Annotated in this window: 14 protein-coding genes; 9 read left to right on the forward strand and 5 right to left on the reverse strand. The window is 70.7% G+C overall.

Annotated elements, in window-relative coordinates; all coding sequences use genetic code 11:
• Window positions 1-24: 24 nt before the first annotated feature.
• Together MUY14_RS47135 and MUY14_RS21275 are read right to left on the reverse strand one after the other, a co-directional pair.
• Window positions 25-1,191, reverse strand: coding sequence for a ThuA domain-containing protein (locus MUY14_RS47135; RefSeq protein ID WP_315863290.1), 1,167 nt, complete (start codon window positions 1,189-1,191; stop codon window positions 25-27).
• A gap of 207 nt (window positions 1,192-1,398) precedes the next feature.
• Window positions 1,399-2,133 (reverse strand): FadR/GntR family transcriptional regulator, encoded by a 735-nt coding sequence (locus tag MUY14_RS21275; RefSeq protein ID WP_247024927.1) that lies wholly within the window; start codon window positions 2,131-2,133, stop codon window positions 1,399-1,401.
• A gap of 198 nt (window positions 2,134-2,331) precedes the next feature.
• Between MUY14_RS21275 and MUY14_RS21280 the strand changes: the two genes are divergently transcribed.
• The 4 genes from MUY14_RS21280 (at window position 2,332) to MUY14_RS21295 (ending at window position 7,232) form a co-directional block, all read left to right on the forward strand.
• Window positions 2,332-4,689 (forward strand): ricin-type beta-trefoil lectin domain protein, encoded by a 2,358-nt coding sequence (locus MUY14_RS21280; RefSeq protein ID WP_247024928.1) that lies wholly within the window; start codon window positions 2,332-2,334, stop codon window positions 4,687-4,689.
• Window positions 4,690-4,702: 13 nt separating this feature from the next.
• Entirely contained in the window at window positions 4,703-5,785 is a 1,083-nt protein-coding gene (locus MUY14_RS21285) for an RICIN domain-containing protein (RefSeq protein WP_247024929.1), read from the forward strand.
• 46 nt (window positions 5,786-5,831) lie between these two features.
• Complete coding sequence (locus MUY14_RS21290) at window positions 5,832-5,918, forward strand: hypothetical protein (RefSeq protein WP_247025196.1); 87 nt, start codon at window positions 5,832-5,834, stop codon at window positions 5,916-5,918.
• A gap of 154 nt (window positions 5,919-6,072) precedes the next feature.
• Window positions 6,073-7,232, forward strand: a protein-coding gene (locus tag MUY14_RS21295; RefSeq protein ID WP_247024930.1) for an IS3 family transposase whose coding sequence is annotated in 2 segments (ribosomal slippage) — window positions 6,073-6,351 and window positions 6,354-7,232 — 1,158 coding nt in all. Because the reading frame shifts where the segments join, the coding sequence is not laid out codon by codon here.
• A 359-nt stretch (window positions 7,233-7,591) separates the two neighbouring features.
• Here MUY14_RS21295 and MUY14_RS21300 read toward each other — a convergent pair.
• Complete coding sequence (locus tag MUY14_RS21300) at window positions 7,592-9,910, reverse strand: beta-L-arabinofuranosidase domain-containing protein (RefSeq protein WP_247024931.1); 2,319 nt, start codon at window positions 9,908-9,910, stop codon at window positions 7,592-7,594.
• Between the two features lie 378 nt (window positions 9,911-10,288).
• Here MUY14_RS21300 and MUY14_RS21305 point away from each other — a divergent pair, with 378 nt between their 5' ends.
• The 5 genes from MUY14_RS21305 (at window position 10,289) to MUY14_RS21325 (ending at window position 15,397) form a co-directional block, all read left to right on the forward strand.
• A complete protein-coding gene (locus MUY14_RS21305) occupies window positions 10,289-11,659 on the forward strand; it encodes an endo-1,4-beta-xylanase (protein ID WP_247024932.1) in 1,371 nt (456 codons plus the stop codon).
• Window positions 11,644-13,008, forward strand: coding sequence for a glycoside hydrolase family 43 protein (locus tag MUY14_RS21310; protein ID WP_247024933.1), 1,365 nt, complete (start codon window positions 11,644-11,646; stop codon window positions 13,006-13,008). The genes MUY14_RS21305 and MUY14_RS21310 overlap by 16 nt, the downstream gene beginning before the upstream one ends.
• Window positions 13,009-13,064: 56 nt before the next feature.
• Window positions 13,065-14,036 (forward strand): MerR family transcriptional regulator, encoded by a 972-nt coding sequence (locus MUY14_RS21315; RefSeq protein WP_247024934.1) that lies wholly within the window; start codon window positions 13,065-13,067, stop codon window positions 14,034-14,036.
• 155 nt (window positions 14,037-14,191) lie between these two features.
• Window positions 14,192-14,899: a FadR/GntR family transcriptional regulator gene (locus MUY14_RS21320; RefSeq protein ID WP_247024935.1), complete on the forward strand. Its 708-nt coding sequence runs from the start codon at window positions 14,192-14,194 to the stop codon at window positions 14,897-14,899.
• 63 nt (window positions 14,900-14,962) lie between these two features.
• Complete coding sequence (locus MUY14_RS21325; protein WP_247024936.1) at window positions 14,963-15,397, forward strand: DUF6228 family protein; 435 nt, start codon at window positions 14,963-14,965, stop codon at window positions 15,395-15,397.
• Window positions 15,398-15,415: 18 nt separating this feature from the next.
• On the opposite strand, the gene MUY14_RS21330 is transcribed toward MUY14_RS21325, so the two are convergent.
• Together MUY14_RS21330 and MUY14_RS21335 are read right to left on the reverse strand one after the other, a co-directional pair.
• Window positions 15,416-16,441 (reverse strand): ABC transporter permease, encoded by a 1,026-nt coding sequence (locus MUY14_RS21330; protein ID WP_247024937.1) that lies wholly within the window; start codon window positions 16,439-16,441, stop codon window positions 15,416-15,418.
• Entirely contained in the window at window positions 16,434-17,930 is a 1,497-nt protein-coding gene (locus tag MUY14_RS21335) for a sugar ABC transporter ATP-binding protein (RefSeq protein WP_247024938.1), read from the reverse strand. The genes MUY14_RS21330 and MUY14_RS21335 overlap by 8 nt, the downstream gene beginning before the upstream one ends.
• Between the last annotated feature and the right edge of the window lie 12 nt (window positions 17,931-17,942).

The following is a 17,942-nucleotide window of genomic DNA, read 5'->3' on the forward strand; positions in this document are numbered from 1 at the left end:
CTCCTCGAGACGGGGGAGGGACGGTCAGCGGAGGGACCACTGCTGGTTGGCCTGGCCGCTGCAGGACCACAGGATGATCTTCGTGCCGTTGGCCGTACCGCGGCCGGAGGCGTCCAGGCAGAGGTTCGACGGGACGCCGGTGATCGTGTTCGCGTTAACATTCCACTGCTGGTTGGGTTGCCCGGTGCAGTCCCAGATGATCACCTGCGTGCCGTTGGCCGTACCGCGGCCGGACGCGTCCAGGCACTTGTTCCCGTAGACCACGAGCTGCTTGCCGGCGGTGTAGGTCCACGACTGGTTCGCCTGCCCGGCGACGCAGTCCCGCAGCTGCACCTGCGTTCCGTTGGTGGTGGCGGAGTTCGGCACCTCGACGCACCGGCCGGACTGCGCGCCCGCGATCTGCTTGCCGGCCGGGGGCGGCGTGGTGGTGACCGAGCAGTCGGCGGGGGCGGCTCCGGCCGCGGTGCGGATCCCGCCCAGCAGCAGGTGCAGGAAGTTCGGTTCGCTGAAGCTTTCGATCGTGTGGCCCATGCCGGTGTACCAGGCGCGGCCGCCGTCGAAGGCGTGGCACCAGGTCGTCGGGTGGTCCGCGCCCATCGTGGCGCCCGTGTAGCTGGATTCGTCCACTGTGGTCAGTACGTGCACGGACGGGCGCGGGTTCGCGCGGAAGTCGTACCACTCGTCGTACCGGGTGTACTGCGCGGGCAGCCCCTGCGTGGACGGGTGGTTCGGGTCTTCCACCTTCACCAGCGCGTTCTGCTGGGCGGGGTGCTGCTTGAAGTAGGCGCCGACGAGCTGGCCGTACCAGGCCCAGTCGTAGCCGCTGTCCGACGCCGCGTGGACGCCGGCGAACCCGCCGCCGTGCTGGATGTAGCGGCGGAACGCGTCCTTGCCGGCCTGCGTGCCGACCGGGTCGCCGGTCGTGGAGAGGAAGACGACGGCGGCGTACTGGGCCAGGGTGGCGTCGGTGAACTGCGCGTCGTCTTCGGTGGCGTCGACCGCGAAGTCGTTCTGCTGACCCAGCTGCCGGATCGCGGCGATCCCCGCCGGGATGGAGTCGTGCCGGAAGCCGGTGGTCTTCGAGAACACCAGGACCTTGAAGGCCGCCGCGGGCGCGGCGGACACGGGTGCCACGAGCCCCAGGACCAGTGCCGCGAGCAGGACAGCCGCGCGGAGCGAGCGAGACAGCATCGTCACGGGTGCTCCTTCTCAGGAGTGCAGGGAACGCGCGGGGTGCGCGCTGTGCGTTCGCCCGATCACCGACCGAACGGACATGAGCCAAGATAGAAGCGGCCGGCCGCAAAGGTCAATGCGGGGTGAAACTTACTCACCCACAACGGATTCCACCGGCGTGAAGGCAGCACAAGTCCACAAAGGACGGCGCTCGGCGGGGTGCGCTCACCGGCCGAAGAGACGCCGCTGGATCTCCCGGCGGTAGTCCGCCAGCGTGTTGTCGAGGTGGACGGCGATGGCCCGGGCCGCGGCGTCCGGTTCGCCGTCGCGGATCGCCCGGTGGATGGCGGCGTGCTCCTCGATCGCGCCCGGAGCGTGCCCGCCGACCGAGCCGGACATCCCGATGACGTTCGTCTGGCGTTGCAGGCCGCGGGCTTCGCGCACGGCCGCGACGAGGAACTGGTTGTGCGACGCCGTGGCGACGCGCAGGTGGAAGTCGTCGTCGCCGCGGTCGAACAACGCGGCCTGCCCGGTCAGGTGCCCCTGGCGGCAGGTCTCGGCGGCGGCCTCGATCGCACGCAGCTCCGCCGGGGTGGCGTGGGTCGCCGCCAGCCGGCAGGCCGCGGTTTCCTGGACCCGGCGGAACTCGAAGAGCGAGTACACGTGGTCGAGGTCGGCGGGCAGGAAGGAGCCGCCCCAGCGGGAAGCGCCGAGCATGCCTTCGTCGTCCGACACATACAGCCCACGTCCCTTGTGCGCGCGCACCCGGCCGATCGCCGAGAGGATCTTGACGGCCTCCCGCACCACGGTCCGGCTGGTTCCCATCCGCGCCGCCAGCTCGACCTCGGTCGGCATCCGGTCACCGGGCCGCAACCGCAGCTCCGCGATCAGGTGCAGCAGCTGCTCGGCCACGACCTCGTACCCGGGCCGGTACGGTGCGGCTTCCTCGTTGCGGGTCACCCGATGAGTATGACTCACCGGGTGCTGGAGGGTGACTGTACCGCGCGGCCCCGCCGTCCGGTCAATTCCCGCGAAACCCCGTGAAACTTACATGTGTTCCCGCAGTTGAAGCCTTCGAAAAGAGCCGGGGAATTGACCTGGCCCGCATCCCGGCTTCGAATGAGTCGGACACATCGACTCCCCGGAGAGGTACCCACCATGCCGCCGCGCACCGGATCCCTGGCCGCCGCGCTCGCCGCCGCCCTCGTGGTGACGGCGTTCGCCGCGCCGCCCGCCCGCGCCGCGACCGTCACCATCGCCGTCGCGCCGGGTGGCGACGACACCGGCCCGGGCACGCCCGACCGGCCCGTCGCGACCCCGGCGAAGGCCCAGCAGCTGGCCCGCGCCCAGTCGGCGGGCAACGACGTCGTCGTCCAGCTCGCCGGCGGCACCTACCGCCTGGCCGCCCCGCTTTCGTTCACCAGCGCCGACTCCGGCCGGAACGGCCACACCGTCACCTGGCAGGCCGCGCCCGGCCAGACGCCGGTCCTGTCCGGCGGCACGCAGGTCACCGGCTGGAGCGTGCAGGACGCGAGCCAGAACATCTGGGTGGCGGCCGTGCCGGCCGGCGCCGATTCCCGCCAGCTGTTCGTGGACGGCGCGCTGGCGCCGCGCGCGTCGATCCCGGTCTCGCGCAATGACGTGCAGGTCACGACGTCCGGCCTGACCATCACCAACTCCGCGCTGAACTACCTGGCCACGCTGCCCCGGCAGAACCGGATCGAGGTGGAGAGCCAGAACTCGTTCACCGACCGGTACTCCCCCGTCGACCACATCAGCGGCACCTCGATCGTCATGCAGCAACCCGCGTGGAACAACAACAACTGGGGCTACGACACCCTCGCGAAGCCCTTCGGCGGCGGCCAGCTGTTCCTCGAGAACTCGTACTCGTTCCTCAAGAACACCGGCCAGTGGTACCTGGACCCGGCGGCCGGGAAGCTCTACTACAAGGCACCGGGCGGCTGGGTGCCCGGCAGCCACGACGTCGAGCTCCCGCGGCTGACGTCGCTGCTGCAGCTCGGCGGCAGCTACGACGACCCGGTGCGGGGCATCGCGTTCCAGGGCCTGCACTTCGAGCACACCACCTGGCTCGGGCCGAGCACGCCGGCCGGGTACGCGAACCAGCAGACCGGCACGTTCCTCCCGGCCGCGGCGCCGATGCCGGGCGACTTCCTGACCTCGTGCCAGTCGGGCTGCAAGCAGTTCGAGGGCGCCCGCAACGGCTGGGCGCAGGTGCCCGCCGCCGTCGGAGTCTCGGCCGCCACGGGGATCACGTTCAGCGGCAACACCTTCACCGACCTCGGGCAGGTCGCGCTGGGCATCGGCAACGACGCGAACGCGCACGCCGCCGGGATCGGGCTCGGCGCGTCGTCGATCACCGTGGACCACAACACCTTCACCGAGGTCTCGGGCGGCGGCATCGTCGTCGGCGGCGTGCGCCCCGACGCGCACCACCCGGCGAACGCCGCGATGACGAACCGCGACGTCACGCTGTCGTACAACACGGTGTCCCGCGTCGCCTTGGACTACCGCGAAATGGCCGGCATCCTCTCGACCTACGCGACGCACACCGTCATCACGCACAACGACGTGGCGGACCTGACCTACGACGGGATCGACGTCGGCTGGGGCTGGGGCGCCAACGACCCGGGCGGCAGCCAGGACTACCGCAACCGCGGCCTGTACGATTACCAGCCGGTGTACTCGACGCCGACGACGTTGCGGGACACCGTCATCAGCTACAACCGCGTGCACGGCACGAAGAAGCTGATGCACGACGGTGGCAGCATCTACCACCTGTCGGCCGACCCGGGCAGCTCCGTCGACCACAACCACGTCTTCGACAACAACCGCACGGTCGGGCTGTACCTCGACGAGGGCTCCCGCTACGTGACGCTGTCGGCCAACGTGATCCAGGACTCCGGGGTCTGGGCCTTCACCAACGCGAGCGGCACCAACAACACCAACGACAGCACCTTCGGCGGCAACTGGTACAACGGCGGCGCCACCCAGGTGGCCACCGGTTCGCCCCACAACAACGTCCTGACCGGCAACGTCCAGGTGAGCGGCACGAACTGGCCGTCCGGCGCCCAGCAGGTCATCGCCGCCGCGGGCACCGGCACCACCGGCCCGGCCGCGGGCCCGGTGCGCGCGCTCGGCAAGTGCCTGGACGTCGACGGCGCGAGCACGACACCCGGCTCGCGGGTGCAGCTCTGGGACTGCACCGGCGGCGGCAACCAGTCGTGGGCCCGGACCGCCGCCGGCGAGCTCACCACCTTCGGCGGCACCCGCTGCCTGGACGCCTCCGGCCAGGGCACCACGCCGGGCACCAAGGTCGTCAGCTGGACCTGCAACGGCGGGGCCAACCAGCGCTGGCAGACGACCGCGAACGGCACGATCACCGGCGTCCAGTCCGGGCTGTGCCTGGACGTGACCGACGGCGGCACCGCGAACGGCACGGCCGTCCGGCTGTGGACGTGCACCGGCCAGGCCGGTCAGAAGTGGACCTTCGGCTGACTCGAGGAGAATCATGAAGATCCGGGTTTTCGCGGCCGTGACGGCCTTGTTCCTGAGCGCGTTCCTCCCGGGCGGCCCGGCCGCCGCCGAGTCGAACGGCGGGACCCGGGTGATGCCGCTCGGCGACTCGATCACCGAAGGCACGCAGGTGCCCGGCGGCTACCGGATCGGCCTCTGGCAGCGGCTCGCGGCGGGCGGCTACCAGGTCGACTTCACCGGCTCGCAGTACAACGGCCCGGCCGCCCTCGGCGACCACGACCACGAAGGCCACCCCGGGTGGCGCATCGACCAGATCGACGCGAACGTCACCGGCTGGCTGCGGACGAGCACCCCGCACACGGTCCTGCTGCACATCGGCACCAACGACGTCCTGCAGAACTACGACGTCACCCGTGCGCCCGCCCGGCTGTCCGCGCTGGTCGACCACATCACGGCGACGGCGCCGGACGCCGAGGTCTTCGTCGCGACGATCATCCCGCTCGCCAACGCGGGCCAGGAGTCCGCGGCGCGCACCTTCAACTCCGCGATCCCGGGGATCGTGCAGGCGAAGCAGAACGCCGGCAAGCACGTGCACCTGGTCGACATGCACGCGGCGCTGACCGCCGCCGACCTGGTCGACGGCATCCACCCCACGGCGGCCGGCTACGACAAGATGGCCGCCGCCTGGTTCGCCGCGCTGCGGTCCGTGGCCGGCAGCATCGGCTCACCGGGTACCAGCGGTGCCCGGCAGATCGTCGGCGCGCAATCGGGCCGCTGCGCGGACGCCGGCAGCGCGGCCGACGGCACCCCGGTGCGGCTGCAGGACTGCGGCAGTCAGACCGGCCAGGCGTGGACCCCAGCCGGCGGGCAGCTGGTCGTCGCGGGCTCGAAGTGCCTCGACGCATCCGGCCACGGCACGGCGAACGGCACCCCGGTGATCGTCTGGGCCTGCCACGGCCAGACCAACCAGCAGTGGACGGTCGCCGCGAACGGCACCATCACGGGGGTCCAGTCCGGGCTGTGCCTCGACGCGACCGGACAGGGCACGGCCAACGGCACCGCGCTGATCCTGTGGACGTGCAGCGGGCAACCGAACCAGCAGTGGTCCCTGCGCTGACCCGGCACCCACCGCGAACGGCACCATCACAGGGGCCCAGCCCGGACTGTGCCTCGACGCGACCGGACAGGACACGGCCAACGGCACCGCACTGATCCTCTGGACCTGCAGCGGGCAACCGAACCAGCAATAGTCCCTACCCTGACCCGGCACCCACCGACGAGCCCACCACGAACGACACCACCACGAGGGGCCCAGCCCGGACTGTGCCTCGACGCAAGGGTCTGCCCAGAGTCTGGTTGACACCTCACCTGTGAGGCTCCGGTCTCGCCTGGAAGGATGTCACCGTGCCCAAGCCCTATCCCCGCGAGTTCCGTGACGACGTGGTCGCCGTCGCCCGTCGCGGCGAGACCCCGCTGAAGCAGGTCGCCAAAGACTTCGGGATCTCCGAGTCGTGCCTGGCCAACTGGCTGCGCGCCGCCGACGTCGAAGACGGCGCCCGGCCCGGCGTGACCCGCGAGGAGTCCGCCGAGCTGCGGGAGTTGCGTAAGCGAAACCGGTTGCTGGAGCAGGATAACGAGGTCCTGCGCAAGGCCGCGGCTTACCTGGCGCAGGGCAATTTGCCGGGAAAATAGCCTTCCCGCTCGTCCGTGAACTGGCCGCGGCCAGCGCCCCGATCAGGGTGCCGGTCGCGGTGACGTGCAGGGTGCTGGGGATCTCCCGGCAGGCCTACTACCAGTGGTGCGCAGCGCCAGTCTGCGGGCGGGACTGGGACGACGCGCACCTAATCAACGCCGCGCTCGAGATCCACGCCGACGACCCGGCGGACGGGTACCGGTTCATCGCCGATGAACTCGCCCGCCGCGGCTATGCCGCGTCGGAGAACCGCGTGTGGCGGATCTGCTCCATGCAGCAGATCTTCTCGTTGCACGCCAAAAAGAAAGGCCGTTCCCGTCAGGCGGGACCGCCGGTGCACGATGACCTCGTGCGCCGCGACTTCACCGCCGACGCGCCGAATACCAAATGGCTGACCGATATCACCGAGCATCCCACCGGTGAGGGCAAGCTGTACTTGTGTGCGATCAAAGACTGTTACTCCAACAAGATCGTCGGATATTCCATCGCCTCGCACATGCGGGCCTCACTCGCGGTCAGTGCGCTGCGCAACGCGATTGCCCTACGCGACCCGCGCGATGTCGTGGTCCACTCCGACCGTGGAGCCCAGTTCCGCTCGGGAGCCTACCGGCGTTTGCTGCGTGCCCATGGGCTTGCCGGGTCGATGGGCAGGGTCGGTGCCTGTGGTGACAACGCCGCGATGGAGTCGTTCTTTTCGCTGCTGCAGAAGAACGTTCTCGATACCCGGCGGTGGCGCACTCGCGAGGAGTTGAGGTTGGCGATCGTGTCCTGGATCGAGACGAAGTACCACCGCAAACGCCGGCAACGAGGGCTGGGCAAGCTCACCCCGGTCGAGTTTGAGACCATCTACACGACCGCAGCAGCGGCCTGAGAAACAGTCAGCTCCGGTGTCAACCGAAGTCTGGGCAGACCCAACGACACCACCACGAGGGGCCCAGTCCAGGCTGTGCCTCAACGCGACCAGACAAGGCACGACCAAAAGCACCGCACTGATCCTGTGAACCTACAGCGAGCAACCAAACCAGCAATAGTCCCTACCCTGACCCGACACCCACCGACGAGCCCACCACGAACGACACCACCACGAGGGGCCCAGCCCGGACTGTGCCTCGACGCAACCGGACAAGACACGACCAAAAGCACCGCACTGATCCTCTGGACCTGCAGCGGGCAACCAAACCAGCAATAGTCCCTACCCTGACCCGGCACCCACCGACGAGCCCACCGCGATCAGCCGGTGCGCACGAGGCGCCACCGGGTCGCGGCGGTGCCGTTGTCGGGCCCCTGGACGGCGAACGCGCCCGCGGCGGTCGAGCCGCCCGCGACGGTCAGCAGCTTGCCGCTGTTGACGTTGCGGATCTTCGCCGTGCCGTCGCCCTGGTCGGCGACCGTCCACCGGTGGTCGGCCGTGCCGTTGTCCGCCCACTGCAGGACCTGGGCGTTGTCCACTGTGGACATGTCACGGACGCCGAGCACCTTGCCGCTGTTGACGTTGCGGAACCGGACGGCCGTCCCGTCGGTGACGACTTCCCATTCGTGGTCGGCCGTGCCGTTGTCGGTCCACTGCAGCGCGCGGCCGCCGTCGGCGGTGGACATGTTCTCGATGCCCAGCAGCAGCCCGCTGCCCGCGTTTACCAACCGGTAGGTCGCCGTCCCGCCGGTTTTCCAGTAGACCGTGTAGTTGAAGCCCTGCGCGTCGTAGAAGGGCACCAGGCCCACGGTGGCACCGTTGGCCTTGGCGTTGAAGGTGAGCGCGCTGCCGCTGGTCCGGGTGACCGAGCCCGGATCGAGGGCGGGCAGGCCGCTGAGCGTGCCGGTGCCGTAGTTGCCGGCCAGGACGACCGGTCCGTAGGTGATCGCCGCGACGTTCGCGTTGTCGTCGGCCTGCCGCAGCACGACCTTCATCGGCAGCCGGACGGTGACCGTGTCGCCGGCGGCCCAGGACCGGGTCACGGTCGCATAGCTGCCGGGGGTGGTGGCGACGTTCTGCGTCACGCCGTTGACGGCGATGGTCGCCCCGCTGGTCCAGCCCGGGATGCGGAGGCGCAGGTCCCAGGTTCCGCTCACGGTCCCGGTGACCGTCAGGGTGGTCGTGTCGCCGGCCGGGAAGGACGTCGTCTGGGTGACGGTGATGCCGCGCTCGGTCCAGGTGAGCACCGAGGGCAGGAACTGGTTGACGATCAGCGTCGTGCCGGCGCGGAAGTAGATCGAGTCGGAGAGCTTGGTCTGGGTCTCCAGCCCGCTGCCCTGGCAGCACCAGAACGAGGTGTAGTCGGTGCTCCACGTGCCGCCGCCCCACGCCGGGCCGAGCCCGCGCCGGCCACCCGGGTTCAGCGAGCTGAAGTAGGTGACGTGCCCGTGGCTGTCGGCGGGGTTCTGCTGGCCGATCATCTGGTTGAGCAGCGCCCGCTCGTAGTAGTCGGCCAGGTCGGCGCGGTCCGGGTAGAGCGTGATCAGTTCCCTCGTCAGCTTCAGCATGTTGTAGGTGTTGCAGCTCTCGCACGTGTCCTGGTTCAGGTACGCGGCGATCGCGCCGGGCGCGCGGAAGTGCTCGGCCTGGCTGTTGCCGCCGATGGCGTAGGTGTGCGCGCCGACGGTGATGGCCCACGCGTTGGTGGCGATGTCCCGGTAGCGGGTGGTGCCCGTGGCCTGGTACTCCCGCGCGGCGCCGATCCACTTGGGGATCTGGGTGTTGGCGTGCAGCCCGGCGAGCTGGTCGCGGCCCGCCGCCAGCGGATCGAACACGGCGGCGTGGTCGAACCGCTGCGCGACGGCCAGCCACCGCGTGTCACCGGTGTCCAGCGAAAGGTCGGTCAGCACGGCGTTCATGCCGCCGAACTCGGTGCCGAGCACCGACTGCATCCGGCTCTGGTCGAGCCGGGCGGTCCGCCGGTCGACCCACCCGGCCAGGTTCAGCAGCACATCACGGGCCTGGGTGCTCCCGCAGTACCGCCACACGTCGAGCAGGCCGGCCATGGTCTTGTGGATGCAGTAGTACGGCACGTTGCCGTTGGACAGGCGGCCGGCCTCGAGGTTGTCGAAGTCGGACTCGGGGAAGCCCGACAGGTAGCCGGCGGCGAACCCGGCGGACCCGTTGGCCGCCTGGCACTTGGCCAGCTCGGCCACCACGTACGCGGCCTTGTCCCGGCAGACGGTGTCGCCGGCCACCGCCCAGAGCTGCGCCCAGGCCGTCAGGAAGTGGCCCTGGACGTGGCTGCGGAACGGGAAGTCCGGCGCGTCCCAGCCGCCGTTGGCGGCCGCGCCGCCGGTGGACAGGCGGTGGTTGGCCCGGAAGTTGTACAGCAGCCGGTCGGCGTCGACGAACCGCAGGTAGTTCTGCGTCCGCTGCTGGTTGTCCAGCCACCGGCTCGCGGTCAGGCGCACCTGGCCGAGGCCGAAGGGGGACGCGGCCACCCCGGCCGCCGCCGCGCGGGCCGGAGCGGCCGCGGCGTCGGCGAAAGCGCCTCCGACGGCGGGTCCGGCGGCGGAAGCGATCGCGGCGGCGCCGGCGGCGCGCAGCCATTGCCGGCGGGTGAAGGACGAGGTCACCGGAATCTCCGTTCAGCCACACTGCGGTCGGGAGGGCACGATGACGTTAGCGCTAACATCACGTCCTGTCTTGGTGCGTTCGGGGGAGCTTCACGCCCGGAGACACTGGCCGGACCTCTCGGCCCGGGCGGGCCCGGCGTTGCCGCGCATGCAACTTTCACGGCCGGACTGTCCGTCGTGGACGCACGATCGCGCCCTGAAGTGCGCGCCCGTCCGGACCGGCGCCCGGCCTCCCGGTGTCCCGGCCGCGGTGATTGACACCCGTCCGGCCGGAAGCTCAGGCTGGGCCGAAGGTGTTAGCGATAACAGCCCAGCCGACCCCGCGTCCTGCCCACCCCCGCCTGGCCCACCCCAGGTGCTTCCCAGGAAGAGCCCACCATGAAGCTGACATCGCGGTCCCTGTCCCGCGCGGCACTCGCCTCGGCGCTGCTCGCGGCGTCACTCGGGATTTCGCTGGCGCTGGCCACCTCCGCCGGCGCGGCCACGACGCTCGGTGCGTCGGCCGCCCAGACCGGCCGGTACTTCGGCACCGCCGTCTCGGCCGGGAAGCTCGGCGACTCGACCTACGTGAACCTCCTGAACCGGGAGTTCACCATGGTCACGCCGGAAAACGAGATGAAGTGGGACGCCACCGAGCCCAACCGCGGGCAGTTCAACTACAGCGGCGGCGACCGCATCCTCAACCAGGCGGTCGGCAACGGCAAGCGGGTGCGCGGGCACGCGTTGCTGTGGCACCAGCAGCAACCGGGCTGGGCCCAGGGCCTGAGCGGCTCGGACCTGCGCCAGGCCGCGCTCAACCACGTCACCCAGGTCGCCACCCACTACAAGGGCAAGGTGTACGCGTGGGACGTCGTCAACGAGGCGTTCGCCGACGGTGGCGGCGGCGGGCGGCGCGACTCCAACCTGCAGCGCACCGGCAACGACTGGATCGAAGCCGCCTTCCGCGCCGCGCGCGCCGCCGACCCGGGCGCGAAGCTCTGCTACAACGACTACAACACCGACGGCGTCAACGCGAAGAGCACCGGTGTGTACAACATGGTCCGCGACTTCAAGTCCCGCGGCGTCCCGATCGACTGCGTCGGCTTCCAGTCCCACCTGACCAACTCCGCGCCCGGTGACTACCAGGCCAACCTGCAGCGGTTCGCCGACCTCGGCGTCGAGGTCCAGATCACCGAGCTGGACATCTCCGGTTCCAACCAGGCCGCGGTCTACGGCACGGTCACCCGCGCCTGCCTCGCCGTCTCGCGCTGCGCCGGCATCACGGTCTGGGGCATCCGCGACAGCGACTCGTGGCGCACCGGCCAGAACCCGCTGCTCTTCGACAACAACGGCAACAAAAAAGCCGCGTACAACAGCGTTCTCGACGCGCTGAACGCCGGCGGCCCGACCGTGACCACCACGCCGACGACCCCGACCACCCCGACGACGCCCACCACGACCACGACCACGCCGGTCCCGGGCAGCTGCAGCGCGTCGGTTTCCCTGAACTCCTGGAACGGGGGCTTCGTCGCGACCGTCAAGGTCACCGCGGGCGCCGCCGGCCTGACCGGCTGGCGCGTGACGACGGTCCTGCCGTCCGGTGCCGCCGTCACGAGCTCGTGGAGCGCGGGCAACAGCGGCACGTCGGGCACCGTCACGTGGGCCAACGTCGGCTACAACGGCACCGTCGCGGCCGGGCAGTCCACCGAGTTCGGCTTCCAGGGCACCGGCAGCGCCGAAGGGGTGACGTCCACGTGCGCCGCCGCCTGACCCGCCTGCTCGCCGGGGCGACCGCCGTCGTCGCCACCGTCGCCGTCCTGCCCGGCGCCGCCCGGGCGGACAACCCGATCGTGCAGCACATCTACACGGCGGATCCGGCGCCGCTGGTGCACGACGGCCGGGTCTACCTCTACACCGGGCACGACGAGGACGGTTCCACGTACTTCACCATGAAGGACTGGCGCGTCTGGTCGTCCGCCGACATGGTCAACTGGACCGACCACGGCTCGCCGATGAGCCTGGCGACGTTCAGCTGGGCGAAGCAGGACGCCTGGGCCGGGCAGGCCGTCGAGCGCAACGGCAAGTTCTACTGGTACGTCCCGGTGGTCGACCGCGCCACCGGCCGGATGGCCATCGGCGTCGGCGTCGCGGACAGCCCCACCGGGCCGTTCCGCGACGCGCTCGGCCACCCGCTCGTCGAGAACGGCGAGATCGACCCCACGGTGTTCATCGACGACACCGGCCAGGCGTACCTGTACTGGGGCAACCCCAACCTCTGGTACGTGCGCCTGAACGCCGACATGACGTCGATCTCGAGCGGTCCCACGCAGATCCCGCTCACCACGGCCGGGTTCGGCACGCGGACCGGCAACGCCAGCCGCCCGACGCTGTACGAGGAAGGCCCGTGGGTCTTCAAGCGCAACGGCTTGTACTACAACGTGTTCGCGGCCAAGTGCTGCTCGGAGTTCATCGGCTACTCCACCTCGCCCGGCCCCACCGGTCCGTGGACCTACCGGGGCACGGTGATGCCGACGCAGGGCAGCAGCTTCACCAACCACCCGGGGCTGGTGGACTTCAAGGGCGGCTCGTACTTCTTCTACCACAACGGCGCCCTCCCGGGCGGGGGCGGCTACACCCGCTCGGTGGCGGTGGAGAAGTTCGCCTACAACGCCGACGGCAGCATCCCGGCGATCACCATGACCAGCGCCGGGCCGCCACCGGCCGACACGCTGAACCCGTACACCCGGCAGGAGGCGGAGACGATCGCCTGGGGCTCCGGCATCGAGACCGAACCGGCTTCCGAAGGCGGCATGGACGTCGGGTGGCTCGAAAACGGCGACTCGATCAAGGTCCGCAACGTCGCCTTCGGCGCGGGCGCGAAGACGTTCACCGCGCGAGTCGCTTCCGCGGCCGCCGGCGGGACGATCGAGCTGCGCCTGGGCAGCACCACCGGCACGGTCGTCGGCCGCTGCACGGTCACGGAGACCGGCGGCTGGCAGACGTGGACGTCGGTGTCCTGCCCGGTCACCGGCGCCACCGGCACCCAGGACCTGGTGCTGCGCTTCACCGGCGGCAGCGGCTACCTGTTCAACGTGAACTGGTGGCAGTTCGCCACTTGACCGGCCGGCAGCGGAGTCCTTGACTCTCAAGCCACTTGAGCTCCCATAGTGGTGTCATGACCGAGCTGTACTCCATCGGGGACGTCGCTCACCGCACCGGTTTGAGCGTGAGCGCGATCCGGTTCTACGCCGACGAAGGCGTCGTCGCGCCCACCGCTCTCACTGAAGGCGGCTTCCGGCGCTACGACGTGCAGGCCATCTCCCGGCTCGAGCTCGTGCGAACCCTGCGCGACCTCGGTGCCGGGCTGGCCGACATCCGCCGGGTGCTGGCCGAGGAGACCACCCTGCCCGACCTGGCCCGCGCGCACCTGCGGCTGGTCGAGGACCGGCTGCGGCAGTTCCGGGCCCGCCGCGCCGTGCTGCGGACCATCGTGCGGCAGGAGACGACCGCGGACCAGGTCGGCCTGCTGCACAAGCTCGTCTCCCTGTCCGACGATGAGCGGGACCGGCTCGTCGCCGCGTTCTGGGAGTTCGTGACCGAGGGGCTGGACGTCCACCCCGCGTACGTCGAGCAGCTGCGCAGCCGGCGCCCGAACCTGCCGGAGGAGCCGTCGACCGAGCAGCTCGAAGCGTGGATCGAGCTGGCCGATCTCGTGCGGGACGAGGACTTCCGGACGTCGGTGCGGGACTTCTACCACCGCGCCTTCGCCGCCGATCGCGGCCGGCTGATGACCACGCCGGAGATGCTGGCCCGCCTCGAAGCGCACCGGAAGCTCCTGCTCGAAGCCCGAGCGGCCCGGCAGGCCGGCGTCGCCGCCGACTCCCCGCGGGCCCGCGAGCTCGCCGAGCGCGCGGCCGACGGCGCCACCGACCTCGTCGCCGCCATGACCGGGGAGCGTGCCCCACAGGAGTCCGTCTACGCCGCCCCGGACGGCAGGGCCGCGCGGTGGCTGGCCGAGTCGACCGGCCTGAAGCTGCTGAAGAAATATCACACGCTGGTGGCGACGATCAGCGGCGCGCCGGTGCCGGACGCCGACCCGGACCAGGCGGCCGCGCTGCGGGAGTGGCTGGCCGCCGCCCGGCGGTGACGCCGCCCGGCCTGACTTGACGACAGCAGCGTGAACATCATACGTCTGGTGATCATCTGTCGGAGAATCCGTCGAATAAGGCGAACAACGCCGCGATCCGCAAGCATTCATCACATGACTGATAGGATCTCGCCAAGCACTGTCCGAGGAGCACCATGGCGAGGTCCCTGACCGACGAAGCGATCGACCGGATCCGGGAGTTCGTCCGCTCCGGCCGGTTCCCGGCGGGTTCGCGGCTGCCGCCCGAGCACGAGCTGGCCGCCGAACTCGGGATTTCCCGCAGTCCCACGCGGGAAGCCGTCAAGGCGCTGGCGCTGGCGCGAGTCCTCGAAGTGCGCCGCGGCGACGGCACCTACGTCACCAGCCTCGCGCCCGGCCTGCTGCTGGAAGGCCTCGGCAACGCGGTCTCGCTCATGCAGGACGGCACCGTGCTGGAGCTGACCGAGGTGCGGCGGCTCCTGGAACCGGCGGCCACCGGCCTCGCCGCCACCCGGATCACCGACGACCGGCTGCGGACCGTGGCCGAGCTGCTCGACGCGATGCAGGAAGCGGTCGAAGACGTCGAGCGCTTGACCGTGCTCGACGCCGCCTTCCACCGCGAGGTGATCACCGCCGCGGGCAACGAGACCCTGACCGCCCTGCTCGACGGCATTTCCTCGCGGACGCTGCGCGCGCGGATCTGGCGCGGCACCGTCGACCGGGGCGCCACGCACGAGACCTTGTCCCAGCACCAGGCGATCTACGACGCGCTGGCCGGCCGCGACCCCGCCGTGGCCACCGCCGCCGCGCTGATGCACGTGGACACGTCCGAGCGCTGGCTGCGCGACCACCTGGCCGAGCTGCGAACCCTGGACGACGCTTAGCGGGTGCCGGCGGCGCGGAGCCGGCAGTTGGTCATCGAGTCTCACGGCTTCTGACCTGCTCGAATGATCGAAGACGGCCCGACGGTCCACGTGGGAGATCCCGGACCACGACCGGTTCACCTGCTCCTGTCCGAGCCGGCGAGGCCGTTCGGGAAGGATCCCGCGCTCGACTTCCTGGTGAAACCCCGCGGGCCACGGGTGAGCGTCGAGACCCGGGTGCGGACGTGGGACGGCGACGGCCTCGACGCCTTCCTCGCCACGCTGGCCGAGGACTTCCGCGGCGGGGAAGGGGCGCGCGCCTGGCATTCCCTGGAACACGACCTGACGATCTCGGCGGAACACCGCTCCGGCGGCCACGTCCACCTGACGTGGGGCATCCACGACCGGCCGCCGGCCGAGGAGTGGCGCTTCGAGACCACCACCGTGCACGCGGCCGGTGAGGAGATGCGCACCCTCGCCGCCGAAGTCCGCACCTTCCTCGCGAGCGTGGTCGGGTAGCCACGGCGAGACCGCCTCTCAACCCTGCCGTTTACCGCTGGTGATGCGGGACATCACCAGCGCCACCAGGATGATCGTGCCGTTGAGCGCCCCGATCCACTGCGCGGGCACGCCGGCCAGCGTGAGCACGTTCTGGATCATGTACAGCAGCAGGATCCCGGTGAAGGCGCCGAACACGGTGCCCCGGCCGCCGTTCAGGCTGACGCCGCCGATGACCGCCGCGGCGAAGACCGTGAAGATGTAGCCGTTGCCCTGGCCGGCGGCCACCGAAGCGAGCCGGCCCGAAAGCAGCAGCCCGCCGAGCGCGGCCAGCACGCTCGCGCCGACGAGGACGATCCACACGATGCGGTCGGTCCGGATCCCGCCGGCCTTCGCCGCGTCTTCGTTGCCGCCGATCGCGTAGAGGCTGCGGCCGAACCGGGTGTACCCGAGCAGCACGACACCGCCGGCGAACAGCAGCACGCAGATCCAGATGGAGGCCGGGATCCCGGCCCACAGCGTGGTGCCGAGGTAGAGCATCGACTCGGGCATGCCGAAGAACGTCTGGCCGCCGGAGATCCCGGTGAGCAGGCCGCGCAGCACGATCAGCATGCCGAGGGTGACCACGAACCCGCTCAGCCCGAACCGGACGATCAGCAGGGCGTTGAGGACCCCGACCAGCACGCCGACCGCGAGCACCACGGGAACCGCGGTCCACGAGGGCAGGAGGCCGAGCGAGTGGCCGCCCTCGATCGTCAGCCAGGCCGCGACGCCGGGCGCCAGGCCGAAAGTGGATTCGAGCGACAGGTCCATCTTGCCCACGACCAGGACGAGGGTCTGCGCCAGCACCAGCAACGCGATCTCCGACATGGTCTGCAGGATGTTGAGCACGTTGTCGTACTGCAGGAACACCGGGTTCACCAGCTGGCCGACCACGGCGATCGCGAGGATCCCGGGCACCAGGGCGAAGTCGCGCAGGCGGGCGAAAGCGATACGCCGTGGCGGTCGCGCGGCAGCGGATCCGGTCCGTGCCGCGGCACGCAACGCGGTGGGGCTCTCAGGCATCGAGGTCGACTCCTTCCATGGCGGCCACGACCTCGTGGTCCCGCCAGCCGGCGGCCAGCCCGGTGGTGAGCCGGCCGTGGACCAGCACCAGCACGCGGTCGCAGAGACGCAGGTCGTCCAGCTCGTCCGACGCGATCAGCACCGCGGTGCCCCCGGCCGCGGCTTCGGCCACCTTGCCGAGGAGGAATTCCTTCGACCGCACGTCCACGCCCGCGGTCGGGGTGATCAGCACCAGCACCCGGGGATCACCGGCGAGGGCCCGCGCCATGACGACCTTCTGCTGGTTGCCGCCCGACAACGCCGACACCGCGAGCCCGGGGCCGGGTGTCTTCACCTCGAGCCGGTCGATCATCGTCCCGGCCAGCCGGTCGCGAAGCCCGGACCGGACGAAGATGCCCGGGCCGAGCCGGTCCATGACGGACAACGTGGTGTTGTCCGCGACCGACATCCCGGGCACGAGCCCCTGGTGGTGGCGGTCTTCCGGGACGAAGCCGAGCCCGGCGGCGAGTGCCGCCGGGACGTCGCCGGGGCGGGGGCGGTGGTCACCGACGTCGACGGTGCCCGAATCGGCCGCCCGCAGTCCGGCGAGCGTTTCGGCGACCTCGGTCTTGCCGCTGCCGCCGGCGCCGGCCAGGCCGACGATCTCGCCGGGCGCGACTTCGAAGGACACGTCCGCGTAGTGCGGGGCGAGGCTCAGCTCGCGCACCCGGAGCACGGCCGGGCCGGGCCGCGCCGACGACACGCGTTCTTCGGCCACGACGGCGTTCTCGCCGGTCATCGCCGCGACGAGGTCGGGCTTCGGCAGGTCGGCGACCGGGGCGGTGAGGACGTGGCGGGCGTCGCGGTAGACCGTGACCGTGTCGCAGATGTCGTAGACCTCCTGCAGGTGGTGGCTGATGAACAGGAACGTCACGCCCTGGCGCTGCAGCTCGGCGATGTGGCCGAACAGCCGGGTGATGGCGCCGCCGTCCAGCTGCGCGGTCGGCTCGTCGAGGATGACGAACCGCGCGCCGAAGGACAGCGATCGGGCGATCTCGATGAACTGCCTTTGCTCTACGCCGAGCTCCCCCGCCGGCCGGCGGACGTCGACGTCCACCGACCAGCGTTCGAGCAGCTGGGTGGCCGCCCGCCGCACCGCGGACCAGCGCACGAACCCGCGCAGCGTCTCCTGCCGGTTCAGGAACAGGTTCTCCGCCACCGAAAGGTCCGGGATGATCGTCGAGCGCTGGTACACGCAGGCGACCCGCGACCGCCAGCCGTCCCGTTCGGACAGCCGGGGCACGGGCTCGCCGTTCATCAGCAGCGATCCGGAGTCCGGCGCGGTCAGGCCGGTGAGGACGGCGACGAGCGTCGACTTCCCGGCGCCATTGCGGCCGACGAGGGCGTGCGTCTGTCCCGGTAGGACGGTGAGGTCGGCGTGGTCCAGCGCGGTGGTGGCGCCGTAGCGCTTGACCACCTGCCGCGCTTCGACGACGGGCACCGTGCTCATGGTCACCTCCTT

The organism is Amycolatopsis sp. FBCC-B4732 (genome assembly GCF_023008405.1).
Lineage (GTDB): Bacteria > Actinomycetota > Actinomycetes > Mycobacteriales > Pseudonocardiaceae > Amycolatopsis > Amycolatopsis pretoriensis_A.